The organism is Synechococcus sp. CC9902 (genome assembly GCF_000012505.1).
Classification (GTDB): domain Bacteria; phylum Cyanobacteriota; class Cyanobacteriia; order PCC-6307; family Cyanobiaceae; genus Parasynechococcus.
Window position 1 is genome coordinate 615,950 of record NC_007513.1, and the last position, 13,391, is coordinate 629,340.

The window sequence follows — 13,391 nt, forward strand, 5'->3', positions numbered from 1 at the left end:
CTTTCCATCCACCTGATCCGCGCGCAGTCATGACCACTTCCAAGCCCCGTAAGCCCTCGAAAGCCAAAGCTGCCAAGGCGGCCAAAGCAGCTAAAGCTGCTCTGGAAAAGATTTCAAAGCCTCTTTCGAAAACACCACCACCATTTCGAAATCACATTATTGATAAAAAGGCTTTAAAAAACCTTGTGGCTTGGTCGTTTAAGCATCACGGCACAGCTGTGACGTCTTCGATGGCGGATGATTTGAAAGATCTAGGGTTCAAATATGCAACCCAAGCGGCTGTTTCAATTTCAGTTGACGATTTAAAAGTTCCCGCGGCGAAAAAAGATCTGCTTGGTCAGGCAGAAGAGCAGATCACCGCAACGGAAGAGCGTTACAGGCTTGGCGAAATTACTGAGGTGGAACGCCACACCAAGGTGATCGATACCTGGACAGAAACGAATGAGCGTCTGGTTGATGCCGTCAAAAAGAATTTTGATGAGAACGCACCGCTGAACTCGGTGTGGATGATGGCCAACTCTGGGGCCCGGGGAAATATGTCCCAGGTGCGTCAGTTGGTGGGTATGCGTGGCTTGATGGCCAACCCACAGGGTGAAATCATTGACCTGCCGATTCGTACCAACTTCCGAGAAGGATTAACGGTTACTGAATACGTGATCTCCTCTTATGGAGCGCGGAAGGGACTTGTTGATACGGCTCTGCGCACGGCCGACTCGGGTTATCTCACCCGTCGTTTGGTAGACGTTGCGCAAGACGTGATTGTTCGAGAGGACGATTGCGGAACGATGCGCCACATTGTTGTCGAAGCAGAAGACAGCAAATTTGCCAAACGTTTGGTTGGCCGTTTAACGGCTGCGCAGGTGGTGAGTGCTGAGGGTGAGGTGCTGGCTGAGCGTGATACCGAGATCGACCCTGCCCTCTCTTCAAAAATTGAGAAGGCAGGCATTACAGCTGTCAGCATCCGTTCTCCCCTTACGTGTGAAGCGAACCGCTCAGTTTGCCGTAAGTGTTATGGCTGGGCTCTGGCTCACAACGAATTGGTTGATTTAGGCGAAGCCGTTGGCATCATCGCGGCCCAGTCCATTGGTGAGCCAGGAACCCAGCTCACGATGCGGACGTTCCACACCGGTGGTGTGTCCACCGCGGAAAGTGGTGTTGTGCGATCCAAAGTTGCCGGCGATGTTGAATTCGGTAGCAAAGCGCGGGTTCGTCCGTACCGAACTCCTCATGGAGTTGAGGCCCAACAGGCAGAGGTGGATTTCACGCTCACAATTAAGCCATCCGGCAAGGGGCGCCCTCAGAAAATTGATATCACGCTTGGCTCTTTGCTGTTCGTCGATAACGGTCAGGCCATCGAATCTGATGTCACCGTTGTGCAGATTGCAGCGGGTGCTGTGCAGAAGAGCGTTGAAAAAGCAACGAAGGATGTGATCTGCGATTTGGCTGGTCAGGTTCATTACGAAGACAAAATTCAGCCAAGAGAAGTCACTGACCGTCAGGGAAACATCACTCTCAAGGCTCAGCGTCTTGGTCGGATGTGGGTTCTCGCCGGTGATGTTTATAACCTCCCCCCCAACGCCCTGCCTGTTGTGGACGGCAAGTCCACGGTGACGGAAGGTCAAGTTCTTGCCGAAGCCAGCCAACGCAGCGAATTCGGTGGCGATGTTCGTCTACGCGATTCCATTGGTGATTCTCGAGAGGTCCAAATCGTCACCACGGCGATGACCCTCAAAGATTTCAAATTGCTGGAAGAATCCAATCATTCCGGTGAACTTTGGAATCTTGAGGCGAAGGATGGCACCCGTTATCGCTTAAATACCATCCCTGGCAGCAAGATTGGTAACGGTGAAGTGATCGCCGAACTGGCTGACGATCGCTTCCGAACTGGTACGGGCGGTCTCGTCAAGTTTGCACCCGGTTTGGCGATTAAAAAAGCACGTTCTGCCAAAAATGGTTACGAAGTCAATAAAGGTGGCACCTTGCTGTGGGTCCCGCAGGAAACCCACGAAATCAACAAAGATATTTCGTTGTTGATGATTACTGATGGGCAGTGGATTGAGGCTGGTACTGAGGTTGTTAAAGATATCTTTAGCCAGACGGCAGGTGTTGTTACTGTTACCCAAAAGAACGATATTCTTCGTGAAATTATTGTTCGTGGTGGAGATCTTCGCCTGATCAGTGATAACAAAGCGCTCGAACGCTTTGAAGGCGACGGACAAATGGTCAACCCCGGCGATGACGTCGCTAAGGGGGTGTCTGTCGACACGATGAAATTTGTCCAGACAGTTGAAACTCCCGAGGGCAAGGGGCTCCTGCTCCGTCCAGTTGAGGAATACACCATCCCCAATGAAGCTCAGCTTCCTGAGCTATCCCACTTGAAGCAGGCGAATGGGCCTCATTTGGGAATCAAAGCCACTCAGCGTTTGGCTTTTAAAGACAACGAACTGATCAAGTCGGTTGAGGGTGTTGAACTGCTGAAGACCCAACTACTGCTGGAAACCTTCGACACCACTCCACAAATGACGGTGGATGTGGAAAGGGCACCCGACAAGCGAGCCAAGACAATCTCTCGTCTGCGTTTGGTCATTCTCGAATCGATCTTGGTTCGTCGCGACACCATGTCGGACTCCAGCCATGGCTCGACCCACACCGATCTTCAAGTGGAAGATGGGATCTCTGTGAAGGCTGGCGATGTTGTTGCTACAACTCAGATTCTGTGTAAGCAGGAAGGTGTTGTTCAGCTGCCTGAAGCCACGGAGGCTGAGCCTGTTCGTCGCTTAATTGTTGAGCGTCCTGAAGACACCACCACCATTTCCACGTCAGGCAAACCGTCCGTAGCGGTGGGTGATCGTGTTGTCGATGGTGATTTATTAGCGAGCGGACAACCTTCGGATTGTTGCGGTGAAGTCGAAGCTGTTGATGGCAGCAGCGTCACGCTTCGCCTTGGTCGTCCGTACATGGTGTCTCCCGACTCCCTGCTCCACGTTCGCGATGGTGACTTAGTTCAACGGGGCGACGGCTTGGCTCTCTTGGTGTTCGAACGCCAGAAGACCGGAGACATTGTCCAGGGTCTTCCTCGGATTGAGGAGCTGCTGGAAGCCCGTCGTCCTCGGGATTCAGCCATTCTTTGCAGGAAGCCTGGAACGGTTGAAATTAAGCAAGGGGAAGATGACGATTCCCTTTCCGTCAATGTGATCGAGTCCGACGATGCGATCGGGGAATACCCGATCCTTTTGGGCCGCAATGTGATGGTCAACGATGGCCAGCAGGTGACGGCTGGGGAATTACTTACAGACGGTCCGATCAATCCCCACGAGCTTCTGGAATGCTTCTTCGAAGACTTCCGTAGCCGCAAGCCTTTGATGGATGCTGCTCAAGAAGCGATTGCGAATCTGCAGCACCGGCTTGTCACTGAAGTTCAGAACGTCTACAAGTCTCAGGGTGTCTCGATTGACGACAAGCACATCGAAGTGATTGTGCGTCAAATGACCAGCAAGGTTCGGGTTGAAGACGCTGGCGACACGACCCTTCTCCCTGGAGAGTTGATCGAGCTAAGGCAGGTCGAAGACACCAACCAAGCGATGGCTATTACGGGTGGTGCTCCGTCTGAGTTCACTCCGGTTTTGCTGGGTATTACCAAGGCGTCCCTCAACACAGATAGCTTTATCTCTGCGGCGTCCTTCCAGGAAACAACTCGCGTTCTCACTGAAGCTGCGATTGAAGGGAAGAGTGATTGGCTCCGTGGTCTCAAGGAGAACGTGATCATTGGTCGCCTGATCCCTGCTGGCACCGGTTTCAGTGGCTTCGAAGAGGAGCTCCAGAAGGAAGCTGGTCCACACCCCGACATCCTTTCGGAGGACCCTGCGGGATACCGCCGGATGCAAAATCTGCGTCCGGACTACACCGTGGATATGCCCCCCGCGGCCAGCTCGAGTGCCTTGCTCGCTGATCCCAGTGATGCTGATCTAGAGGCCACACGGACCCGCCACAACATCGATCCTTCCGCCAGCACGAATGCTGCATTTACACGGCCGGATGTTGATAACGAGCTCAAGGAAGAGCAAGTTGTTGATGCCGAGGCTGTTGAAGGTCTTCAAGAAGAGGGCTTGCTCTCTGACGATTGACCGTTCACCTTTGCGCTCGTTATTGATTGATCCATGATTGAACCCACCGAAATCCCCCAACGTCGCTTACCCCGTTATGGCTTCCATGGCCATACCGAGAAGTTGAATGGGCGCATGGCCATGCTTGGTTTCATTGCCCTGTTGATTGTGGAATTCAAGCTCGGTCATGGGTTGTTGAATTGGTGAAGAATGTCTTGCTCGGTCGCAGTGCGGCCGAGTTAGAAGACTGGGCGGTTGCTCAGGGGCATAAGTCCTTTCGAGGACGCCAAATCCACGATTGGCTGTACAACAAAGGCGTCAAATCTCTTTCAGAGATCTCCGCTCTTCCAAAGCAATGGCGCACTGAGCTTGAGGCTCAAACCTTCCGGGTTGGCCGTTTGAAGCTTGTGCATCAATCGGTTGCAGCCGATGCCACAACAAAGTTGTTGTTGGCCACAGACGACGGCGAAACCATTGAAACGGTCGGTATTCCAACGGACCAACGACTCACGGTCTGCATCTCGAGCCAAGTGGGGTGTCCGATGGCCTGTCGTTTTTGCGCGACTGGCAAAAGTGGCTTGCAGCGATCGTTGGCAACCCATGAAATTGTCGATCAGGTTCTGAGTGTGCGTGAGGCGATGGATCGTCGTCCGTCCCACGTTGTTTTTATGGGGATGGGAGAGCCCTTGCTCAATAGCGAAGCGGTGTTGGAGACCATTCGTTGTTTGAATACAGACCTTGGCATTGGGCAGCGGCGCATCACCGTGAGCACCGTTGGTGTGCCCAAAACACTGCCCCAGTTAGCAGAGTTGGCGATGGAGAAACTGGGGCGAGCTCAATTCACCCTTGCGGTGAGTTTGCATGCCCCCAACCAGCAGTTAAGGGAAGAGTTGATTCCTACAGCTCATGCGTATCCCTATGACGATTTGCTGGACGATTGTCGACACTATTTAGATCTAACAGGTCGTCGTGTCAGCTTTGAATATATTCTGCTTGGTGAGTTAAATGATCATCCCGAGCACGCTGCTGAATTGGCTGATCGAGTGGGTGGCTTCCAAAGCCACGTCAATCTAATTGCCTATAACCCGATTGAAGAGGAAGAATTTAAACGCCCAACCTCCCAGAGAATTGAGGCTTTCCGTCGTGTTTTAGAACGCCGTGGCGTTGCCGTCAGTCTTCGGGCAAGCCGCGGTTTGGATCAAAATGCTGCCTGTGGTCAATTGCGTCGGCAACATCTGACTGGATCTGATCTAACTTAAGCATCCGTGAGGTATTTTGAGGCGTTAATTATTCGTTTTTTGTTAAAATATTTCCTGGATTTTTAATTTTTATCAACTGTATTTGTTGATGATCTTTGCGGTGTTTGATGTTGTTTGGTGGTGTGATGATTTCATGTCGATCTGCATGCTCTTAGGTCTCTTCTGCCCTGATCGTTCCCTCCTTGTTCAAGACTTGAGGCATTGGTGGACAGGGTGAATGGCTGCAGTCGACTGGCTTCTTCTTGGCCTGTACCTACTGCTGACATTTCTGTTGGGCCTATGGCTTGCCCGCCGCAATCGTGGTCAAGAGGATTACTTCGTCGCAGGCCGGCGTCTGAACGGCTGGTTGGCCGGCGCATCCATGGCGGCGACAACCTTTTCGATTGATACCCCGCTGTACATCGCAGGACTCGTTGGTAGTCGTGGCTTGGCGGGCAACTGGGAATGGTGGAGCTTTGGCCTGGCCCACGTTGCGATGGCGGTGGTGTTTGCGCCGCTTTGGCGCCGGAGCGGAGTGTTAACCGATGCGGCCTTCACTGAATTGCGCTATGGCGGTGCTGCTGCTGCCTGGCTTCGCGGGATCAAGGCCTTTCTTTTGGCGTTGCCCGTGAACTGCATTGGGATCGGTTACGCGTTTCTGGCGCTGCGAAAGGTGGTGGAAGCGTTGGGGATCGTGCGCGGTGAGCCGAGCTTTCTGGGGCTGTCCGACACCGTGTGGCTGCTCGCAATTGTTGCCTTGTTGGTGGTCAGCTACACGGTGGTTGGTGGGCTGTGGGCGGTGGTGATGACTGATTTGGTGCAGCTCGTGCTCGCCTTGCTGGGTGCCTTGGCGGTTGCTGTCGCTGCTTTGCATGCAACGGGCGGTATGGCATCACTGCTCGATCAACTTCAAGCCCTGAATCGACCTGAATTGTTGTCGTTGGTTCCTTGGACTTGGGACGAGAAGGGCTTCACCTGGCTCGATGGAGCAGGGATCAGTGTGCCGATGTTCACCGCTTACATCGCTGTGCAGTGGTGGAGTTTTCGTCGCAGTGATGGCGGCGGTGAATTCATCCAACGCATGCTGGCCACCCGTGACGAACAGCAGGCACGGCTAGCTGGCTGGGTTTTTCTGGTTGTGAACTACTTGATTCGCAGCTGGCTCTGGGTGGTGGTGGCTTTGGCTGCCCTCGTTTTATTACCTGCCCAGGCGGATTTAGAGCTTGGTTATCCAAAGTTGGCGGTTGATCTCTTGCCTCCTGTGGCGCTTGGGCTGGTGGTGGTGTCCCTCGTTGCCGCTTTTATGAGCACCGTGAGCACGTCGGTGAACTGGGGCGCCAGTTACCTCACCCACGATCTCTACGAACGTTTCATTCGGCCCCAAGCAGGCCCACGGGAATTGCTTTTGGTTGGACAGGCCACCACGGTATTGCTGCTCGTGCTTGGCGTGATGACGGCCTTAGTGAGCAACAGCATCGGGTCGGTGTTCCGACTCGTGATTGCCATTGGCTCCGGTCCAGGGGTGGTGTTGGTGTTGCGCTGGTTTTGGTGGAGGGTCAATGCTGCTGCTGAGTTGTCCGCGATGCTCTGCGGCTTTCTCGTTGGCGTGCTCACCTCGATCACCCCTTTGGTGCGCATCGATGATTACGGCGTGCGCCTGGCCGTGATCACAGGGGTTTCCGCTGCCGTATGGCTCACCGTGATGTTGTGTACTCCTCCGGAATCTGAGGCTGTACTTGAGCGATTTGTGCGCCAGGTGCGACCGCCGGGTCCTGGTTGGGCCCACCTGCGTCGCCGTTTTGAGGTCACCCCGATTGAAAGCTTCCCAGTGATGCTTCAGCGTTTTGTATGGGCTTGTGGGCTGTTATTCGGGGGATTGTTGGGCACCGGCGGATTCCTGCTGCATCAACACATCACCGGCTGGTGTGGCCTCAGCGTGCTTGTGGTGTCATTTCTGGTCTTGCGTCGGCCAGCGCTCGCCGTCCAATCATCATCAGAATGAATAACGAGCTTGGCTGTCCCTTGTCTTTTTTTCGTTCCACGGTTCTCCCAGCGCTGATTGTGTTGTTGTTCGCCTTGGCGTTGTTCGCTGTTAGCGCAAGGATCTGGTTGCCTGGCGACATGCTGGCGCCTGCTCCAGTGGGTTAAGCACTCAAGGCATTTGACCGGGTCCCGTAGCATCGACCTATGACGGACGATCGAAGCCAACAACGGGATCGAGGCCCCGCCAGCCTGTCGTTGGATCCAGATCTATTGGCGCGCGAGCTGGCTGCTGAAGAAAGCCTTGATCCGCTCGATGCGTTTGAGCCCGACGTAGCAGTTGATGATGCTTCGCCATCGATTGCTTTGGCCTGCGATCAGGGCCTGCTCGCCCTCCGTGGCAACCACGACCAGCGCCTGCAAGGGCTGCAAGTGTTCTGTGAACATCGCGATCCCAGGGCGCTTCCCCTGTTGCTTCCCCTTCTGCAACGCCCTTGCCCAGTGGAGCGGATGAGTGCGGTGTATGCCCTAGGTCGTAATCCGTCGCCGCCGGCGGTGGAATCGCTGCTACGCCTTTTGCAGGTGGATAGCAATGCCTACGTCCGCAAAGCAGCAGCTTGGAGCTTGGGGAATTATCCCGATGCGCCGATTCTGAATCCCCTGATTCATGCCCTGCAAACCGATGTTGCTGCGGTTCGGCTGTGGTGCCCTGGATCCTTGGCTGAGTCGGGTAGCCGTTCGCCTGCAAAAGCGGATCCGGCGGCGAGTCAATTAGTGGCCAGCCTTCAAATCGATAGTGAACCGGTGGTTCGTAGTAATTGCATTTGGGCTTTGGGCCGTTTGATGGATCATTTGGTTGAGCCTCGTCAGCAGGAGATCGTTGAAGTGCTGGTGGAGTCGTTGTTGTACGACGGTGAAAGTTCCGTACAGGACGAGGCTCGAACCGCCCTTGAGCAGCTGGAAGACCCCATGGTTTTAGAGCGCCTCCAGACCTTGATGAACGATGGATTTCTGATCTAGCGGTCGAGACCAACGACTTCTCAAGACCACCATTAGATTGCGCCACATCTCACGTAGGTCGAATGCCCCAACGCACGGTTCGTTTCACCATCCGACCTGACGGTCGCGTGGAAGAAAGAGTCGAAGGGGTAACCGGCTCTGCGTGCCAGCAGCTCACCGAACGCTTGGAAGCTGCGCTTGGAACCGTTGAACGCCAAGAACCCACTGCTGAATCATTCCAGCAGCCGAATACCCAATCCCAGTCCCTTCCTGCGCAATTAAACTGATGTCGCATTTCAGCACCGTCAAAACAGAACTGCGCCAGCTCGATCCTTTGGTCCAGGCTCTGAAAGACATGGGTTATCCCCCAGAACAGGGCGAGCGGCCTGTACGTGGTTATCAAGGGCAAACAGTGACGGCTGATTTGGCCGTCACGATGCAAGTGGGCGGCGATCTTGGCTTCCGCTGGAACGCTCAATCTGGTGCCTACGAATTGGTCACTGATTTAGATCTCTGGAAGCAACAAATCCCGATTGAACGGTTTTTGGCAAAGCTCACCCAGCGCTATGCCCTGAATACCGTATTGGCAGCCACTGCGAATGAAGGGTTTCAGGTTGCTGAACAAACCCAAGCGCAGGATGGCTCAATCGAACTCGTGGTTACTCGCTGGGACGCTTAATCCTGGCTGATCCATCCCTCGCTTTTTCTGCTCCAGCAACCCATCCTGTTCAGTCGACTGGACGGGAACCATTGCTTGGTGGTGATCTGAGGGATCAAGCCGTTTGGGTCGACGAGGCGGTTTGTATTGGTTGTCGTTACTGCGCCCATGTCGCCACAAATACGTTTGTGGTGGAGCCCCATCTCGGTCGTTCCAGAGCTATTCGTCAGGATGGAGATAGCACCGAGCGAATTCAAGAGGCAATCGACACTTGTCCCGTTGATTGCATTCATTGGGTTCCGTTCGAATCCCTCGAAGCGTTGAAACGAGATTTAATGCGACAAAACCTCCAAGCACGTCCCCAGGGCTGATGGCTTCGCTTCCAACGCGACGCTTTGGGCGGACAGAGCTGGATATTCCCCTGTTATCGCTTGGGGCCATGCGGTTCCAGCAGAGTTGGAGCGATCTTCCGGCAGAGGAGATCTCAGAAACATCGCAATCGCAGTTGCAAGCCACATTGAATCGGGCTGTCGCTGAAGGATTTCATCATGTAGAGACGGCTCGGCACTACGGCACCTCGGAACGACAGTTGGGTTGGGCCTTGCCCAAAGCACCCGATGCCAAGCGTTTGCTGCAAAGCAAAGTTCCTCCCCGTGACGATGTCGTTGCCTTTGAAGCGGAGCTGGAGCTGAGCTTTGAACGCCTGGACTGTGACCGCTTGGACCTTCTGGCCATTCACGGAATCAACTTGCCGGAACATCTTGAGCAAACGCTTCGTCCTGGCGGTTGCATGGAGGTGGTCCGTCGCTGGCAAGCAGAGGGCCGGATTGGTTCGGTGGGCTTTTCAACCCATGGACCCACCGAGTTGATTGTGGATGCGTGTAACACCGGTGCTTTCGACTACATCAATCTGCATTGGTATTACATCCGTCAGGACAATGGCCCCGCTTTGGATGCGGCCCGTCGTCAAGACATGGGTGTTTTCATCATTAGTCCTACGGATAAAGGGGGCCACCTCCACAGCCCATCCCAGAAATTGTTGGACCTTTGCGCGCCACTGCACCCGATTGTGTTTAACGATCTGTTTTGTCTTCAGGATGAACGCGTGCATACCATCAGCGTTGGTGCCGCTTCACCGCAGGACTTTGATCGCCATCTCAAGGCGATTGAGCTCTTGCCTCAAGCCGTTGATCTGATTGAACCGGTGCATCAACGCCTGGAGAGGGCGGCTGTGGATGCGCTAGGTCCGGAATGGATGGCCACATGGCATGTGGGGCTTCCCTCTTGGCAAGACACTCCTGGAGAGATCAACTTGCCCGTTTTGCTTTGGCTCCACAATTTGCTGGAGGCTTGGGACCTTCAAAGCTTTGCAACGGCGCGGTATCGACTGCTTGGCCAAGGGGGGCATTGGTTTGCTGGATCCAATGCCGATTCCTTTGATGATCAGGTCAGTGCGTCGGCCCTTCAGGCGGTGCTCGGGGCTAGTCCTTGGCGAACCAGGATTCCAATGATCTTGGCGCAGCTCAAACAGCGGTTGGCGGGCGACTCTCAAAAGCGGCTCACCAGTCTTTGAGGCTTCCTCAGGAGCCCAGCGGTGTACGGCTAGGAATACCCACGGCCCGCGGATAGGACGATGGACACGAACCAATGGGCTGCACCCGCAAGAGGTGACGGATGCCGCGCTTGGCCGGCAGTTGACACGTCTGTACGCCAGTCAATTGAGCCTTGAGCGGTGATATCACGGAGCTGAATTCTGTGGTGTCCTCCTCGGACCATTGCCCCCGAAACAGCAGTGCTTCCCCTTTGGGTTTCAGAAGGGGCACGAGGTATTCCGCAACCACAGGCGCTGCCGCCACTGCTCGAGCCATGGCGAGGTCGAACTGGCCGCGGCAGGCGCGATCATGGCCGGTCGTTTCGATGCGTTCGGTGCGAACGGCCACGCGATCGGCGAGGCCAAGCCTGCTGGCCATCGCCTCCACCGCTGCCGTTTTGCGGCCCACAGAGTCCAGCAGTGTCATGTGCGAACCCGGCAAGGCAATGGCGATCGCTAATCCTGGAAACCCACCACCTGTGCCGACATCAATGCACGTTCTGGGTTGATGAGGTGTTTTTAACTCATGAGCCAAGGGCCACAAGCTGTCAAACACTTGATTGATCCAGTAGTCATCGCCCTCCACAAGTCGGGTGAGGTTGACTTTCTCGTTCCATTCCCGCAACAGGGTTTGCAGCGTTGCAAGCTGATCCACTTGCTCCGTCGACGGTTGCCAACCGAGTGCCGTCCAATATTCAGCTCCCGGTGTGGCATCGGCCATGGGCTGCGTGGGCAACTTTTCTTAAGATGAAGGACCAGATCAAGTCTGTGCCGGACGTCTCCATCAGCCACTACCAACGGCTCGGTGTGGCCCCAGGAGTCGATCCGGAAGCATTGCGCCAGGCATTCCGGCGCAAGAGCAAAGCATTGCATCCCGACACTACGGCGCTGCCTGAAGCTCAGGCCAGCCTTGCGTTCCAACAACTCAAGGAGTCCTACGCCCTCCTGGCGGACCCTGGGCGTCGCGATGCCTATGACGCCATGCTCCGCGAAACTACTGCGAGGCCTCACGTCGTCCAGAAGTCCACCTCTGACCCTTGGAACGGGATTGGTGAGCGGCGTCCGCTGTCAGGAGGTGAATGGTTTTCCTTGGTTCTACTGAGCTTGGCTCTCCTTCTCAGCTTGCTGTTGGGATTGGGAGTGGCGGTTGTGCAAGGCCGGGATTGGCAAGTGTCGCCGTCCTGGCTCACCGATGAGCAGACTTTGAGAACCTCCAATGTGCGATCCGATGTCGTCCTCCCTCCCACCGGAGAGTTCACCACTGAATCAGCACTCCCTCCGAGCGCTTGAGCAATGGCTGCTTCAATTGGGCGCCATCCGGATCGACAATGATCCGTGCCGATGGCAATTGGAACGCCCTGATTGGAGCGCCGTTCTTCTCTTGGACCGTGAAGACCTCAAGGTGATTTGGCAGGCATCTGGGACCAGCACTGACACGCAATGCTCCCTCCCCTACGGGCTATCACGCGCTGACGTGGAGGCGGCGATTCAGGCTGGTCCTTAGTGCGTGTCCTTCTCCAGGACTTCATGGATCAGAGTTGATCGAGAGCGGTTTGGATGGCCTTGTAGCACTGCTCAAGTTGGGCATCAGTGATGCAGAGCGGCGGTAAGAGATACACCACCTGGCCTAGAGGACGAAGAAAAACGCCGTGCTCCATGGCGATGCGTTTAACCGTGGGGCCTGCCGGGTTGAGGTAGCCAGCGGTTCCACCAACCACCAAATCGAATGCAGCGACGGTTCCCAGCAACCGTGGTCGTTCAACGCGCGGGTGTTGGGCAAGAGCTTCAAGCTGCGGCCGGTGCCGTGCCTCGAAGTTTTGGAATGCCGTTGGGTTTTGTTCGAGCAACGTCAGGCTGGCATTGGCGGCAGCACAGCCCAGGGGATTGGCCGTGAAGCTGTGGCCATGCCACAGCGTGAGGTTGGGGTCGTCTCCAATGAAGGCTTCGAACACCGCTTCACTGGCCATGGTTACCCCCATCGGTAAGCAGCCTCCCGTGAGTCCCTTGGATAGCGCCATAAGGTCCGGACGAATCCCGGCGCGGCGGCTAGCAAACCAGTCGCCGCAGCGTCCAAATCCAGTGAGGACTTCATCGGCAATGAGCAGGGCTCCGGCAGCTTTTGTCCGGCGTTCAACCTCCCGAAGAAATTCCGGACGCACCATGGTCATTCCCCCTGCTCCCTGGAGCAGAGGCTCGAGGATCACTGCCGCCGTTGGGGTTTGAAGGGTGTCTTCGAGGATTTGAAGTGCGGCTGTTTCCTTTCGGTCAACGTCGTCGTCGTTCCACCAGGTGCTGGGCCAGGGCACTCGGGCGACGGGAAACAATTTGTCTTCGAACGGAGCGCTGAACAAATTGCGCTCGCCAACGGCCATGGCTCCGAAGGTATCTCCGTGATACGCACCATCGAAGGCAACGATCTGATGCCGTGGCTGACCTCGGTTTGCCCACCATTGGCAGGCAATTTTGATCGCCACCTCCACAGCTGTTGAACCGTTGTCGGAGAAAAACAGCCGTTGGAGGCCGGTGATTCCACTGAGTCGAACAGCCAATTGCTCGGCGGGTTCATGGGTGAAATCGGCAAAGATCACCTGCTCCAGCCGTCGTGCTTGATCGGCGATCGCCTCAGCCATCACTGGATTGGCATGGCCATGCAAGGTCACCCACCAGCTACTAATCGCGTCAATTAATGGGGGCCCCTCTTCGCGCAACAGCAGGGCACCATCACCGGCTGTAACCCGCTGCGCTGCAGCCGCACTGGCCATTTGAGTGAATGGAGGCCAGAGATTGGGGTGACGCTGAAGCACCATGGCCGCCTACTGCAG

The 13,391-nt window shown here is 55.4% G+C and carries 14 protein-coding genes; 12 read left to right on the forward strand and 2 right to left on the reverse strand.

Annotated elements, in window-relative coordinates; genetic code table 11:
- Window positions 1-29 precede the first annotated feature (29 nt).
- The 10 genes from SYNCC9902_RS03075 (at window position 30) to SYNCC9902_RS03115 (ending at window position 10,551) form a co-directional block, all read left to right on the forward strand.
- A complete protein-coding gene (locus SYNCC9902_RS03075; RefSeq protein ID WP_011359420.1) occupies window positions 30-4,124 on the forward strand; it encodes a DNA-directed RNA polymerase subunit beta' in 4,095 nt (1,364 codons plus the stop codon).
- A 33-nt stretch (window positions 4,125-4,157) separates the two neighbouring features.
- Entirely contained in the window at window positions 4,158-4,310 is a 153-nt protein-coding gene (locus tag SYNCC9902_RS03080) for a high light inducible protein (RefSeq protein ID WP_011359421.1), read from the forward strand.
- A complete protein-coding gene (rlmN, locus tag SYNCC9902_RS03085) occupies window positions 4,307-5,362 on the forward strand; it encodes a 23S rRNA (adenine(2503)-C(2))-methyltransferase RlmN (RefSeq protein WP_011359422.1) in 1,056 nt (351 codons plus the stop codon). The genes SYNCC9902_RS03080 and rlmN overlap by 4 nt, the downstream gene beginning before the upstream one ends.
- Before the next feature lie 217 nt (window positions 5,363-5,579).
- Window positions 5,580-7,343, forward strand: a complete 1,764-nt coding sequence (locus SYNCC9902_RS03090) for a sodium:solute symporter family protein (protein ID WP_011359423.1) — start codon at window positions 5,580-5,582, stop codon at window positions 7,341-7,343.
- The gene (locus tag SYNCC9902_RS12365) at window positions 7,340-7,489 is read left to right on the forward strand and encodes a hypothetical protein (RefSeq protein ID WP_011359424.1); all 150 of its coding nucleotides are present in this window, start codon (window positions 7,340-7,342) and stop codon (window positions 7,487-7,489) included. Before SYNCC9902_RS03090 ends, SYNCC9902_RS12365 begins: the two co-directional genes overlap by 4 nt.
- Before the next feature lie 39 nt (window positions 7,490-7,528).
- On the forward strand, window positions 7,529-8,341 hold the full coding sequence (locus tag SYNCC9902_RS03095) for a HEAT repeat domain-containing protein (RefSeq protein ID WP_011359425.1): 813 nt from the start codon (window positions 7,529-7,531) through the stop codon (window positions 8,339-8,341).
- 62 nt (window positions 8,342-8,403) lie between these two features.
- The gene (locus tag SYNCC9902_RS03100) at window positions 8,404-8,607 is read left to right on the forward strand and encodes a DUF2997 domain-containing protein (protein ID WP_011359426.1); all 204 of its coding nucleotides are present in this window, start codon (window positions 8,404-8,406) and stop codon (window positions 8,605-8,607) included.
- Window positions 8,607-8,999: a DUF1257 domain-containing protein gene (locus tag SYNCC9902_RS03105; protein WP_011359427.1), complete on the forward strand. Its 393-nt coding sequence runs from the start codon at window positions 8,607-8,609 to the stop codon at window positions 8,997-8,999. Before SYNCC9902_RS03100 ends, SYNCC9902_RS03105 begins: the two co-directional genes overlap by 1 nt.
- Before the next feature lie 2 nt (window positions 9,000-9,001).
- Complete coding sequence (locus SYNCC9902_RS03110) at window positions 9,002-9,349, forward strand: ferredoxin (RefSeq protein WP_369776183.1); 348 nt, start codon at window positions 9,002-9,004, stop codon at window positions 9,347-9,349.
- Window positions 9,349-10,551, forward strand: coding sequence for an aldo/keto reductase (locus SYNCC9902_RS03115; RefSeq protein WP_011359429.1), 1,203 nt, complete (start codon window positions 9,349-9,351; stop codon window positions 10,549-10,551). Before SYNCC9902_RS03110 ends, SYNCC9902_RS03115 begins: the two co-directional genes overlap by 1 nt.
- 7 nt (window positions 10,552-10,558) lie before the next feature.
- Here SYNCC9902_RS03115 and rsmG read toward each other — a convergent pair whose 3' ends face one another.
- On the reverse strand, window positions 10,559-11,290 hold the full coding sequence (gene rsmG, locus SYNCC9902_RS03120; protein ID WP_011359430.1) for a 16S rRNA (guanine(527)-N(7))-methyltransferase RsmG: 732 nt from the start codon (window positions 11,288-11,290) through the stop codon (window positions 10,559-10,561).
- A gap of 26 nt (window positions 11,291-11,316) precedes the next feature.
- Here rsmG and SYNCC9902_RS03125 point away from each other — a divergent pair, with 26 nt between their 5' ends.
- Window positions 11,317-11,859, forward strand: a complete 543-nt coding sequence (locus SYNCC9902_RS03125; protein ID WP_011359431.1) for a J domain-containing protein — start codon at window positions 11,317-11,319, stop codon at window positions 11,857-11,859.
- A 16-nt stretch (window positions 11,860-11,875) separates the two neighbouring features.
- The gene (locus SYNCC9902_RS03130; RefSeq protein WP_011359432.1) at window positions 11,876-12,073 is read left to right on the forward strand and encodes a DUF3143 domain-containing protein; all 198 of its coding nucleotides are present in this window, start codon (window positions 11,876-11,878) and stop codon (window positions 12,071-12,073) included.
- A gap of 28 nt (window positions 12,074-12,101) precedes the next feature.
- On the opposite strand, the gene bioA is transcribed toward SYNCC9902_RS03130, so the two are convergent.
- Complete coding sequence (bioA, locus tag SYNCC9902_RS03135) at window positions 12,102-13,376, reverse strand: adenosylmethionine--8-amino-7-oxononanoate transaminase (protein ID WP_011359433.1); 1,275 nt, start codon at window positions 13,374-13,376, stop codon at window positions 12,102-12,104.
- Between the last annotated feature and the right edge of the window lie 15 nt (window positions 13,377-13,391).

Coding starts and splice junctions, on each gene's coding strand:
- SYNCC9902_RS03075 (WP_011359420.1), top strand. CDS start 30: ATGACCACTTCCAAGCCCCGTAAGCCCTCGAAAGCCAAAGCTGCCAAG.
- SYNCC9902_RS03080 (WP_011359421.1), top strand. CDS start 4,158: ATGATTGAACCCACCGAAATCCCCCAACGTCGCTTACCCCGTTATGGC.
- SYNCC9902_RS03090 (WP_011359423.1), top strand. CDS start 5,580: ATGGCTGCAGTCGACTGGCTTCTTCTTGGCCTGTACCTACTGCTGACA.
- SYNCC9902_RS12365 (WP_011359424.1), top strand. CDS start 7,340: ATGAATAACGAGCTTGGCTGTCCCTTGTCTTTTTTTCGTTCCACGGTT.
- SYNCC9902_RS03095 (WP_011359425.1), top strand. CDS start 7,529: ATGACGGACGATCGAAGCCAACAACGGGATCGAGGCCCCGCCAGCCTG.
- SYNCC9902_RS03100 (WP_011359426.1), top strand. CDS start 8,404: ATGCCCCAACGCACGGTTCGTTTCACCATCCGACCTGACGGTCGCGTG.
- SYNCC9902_RS03105 (WP_011359427.1), top strand. CDS start 8,607: ATGTCGCATTTCAGCACCGTCAAAACAGAACTGCGCCAGCTCGATCCT.
- SYNCC9902_RS03115 (WP_011359429.1), top strand. CDS start 9,349: ATGGCTTCGCTTCCAACGCGACGCTTTGGGCGGACAGAGCTGGATATT.
- rsmG (WP_011359430.1), bottom strand. CDS start 11,290: ATGGCCGATGCCACACCGGGAGCTGAATATTGGACGGCACTCGGTTGG.
- SYNCC9902_RS03125 (WP_011359431.1), top strand. CDS start 11,317: ATGAAGGACCAGATCAAGTCTGTGCCGGACGTCTCCATCAGCCACTAC.
- bioA (WP_011359433.1), bottom strand. CDS start 13,376: ATGGTGCTTCAGCGTCACCCCAATCTCTGGCCTCCATTCACTCAAATG.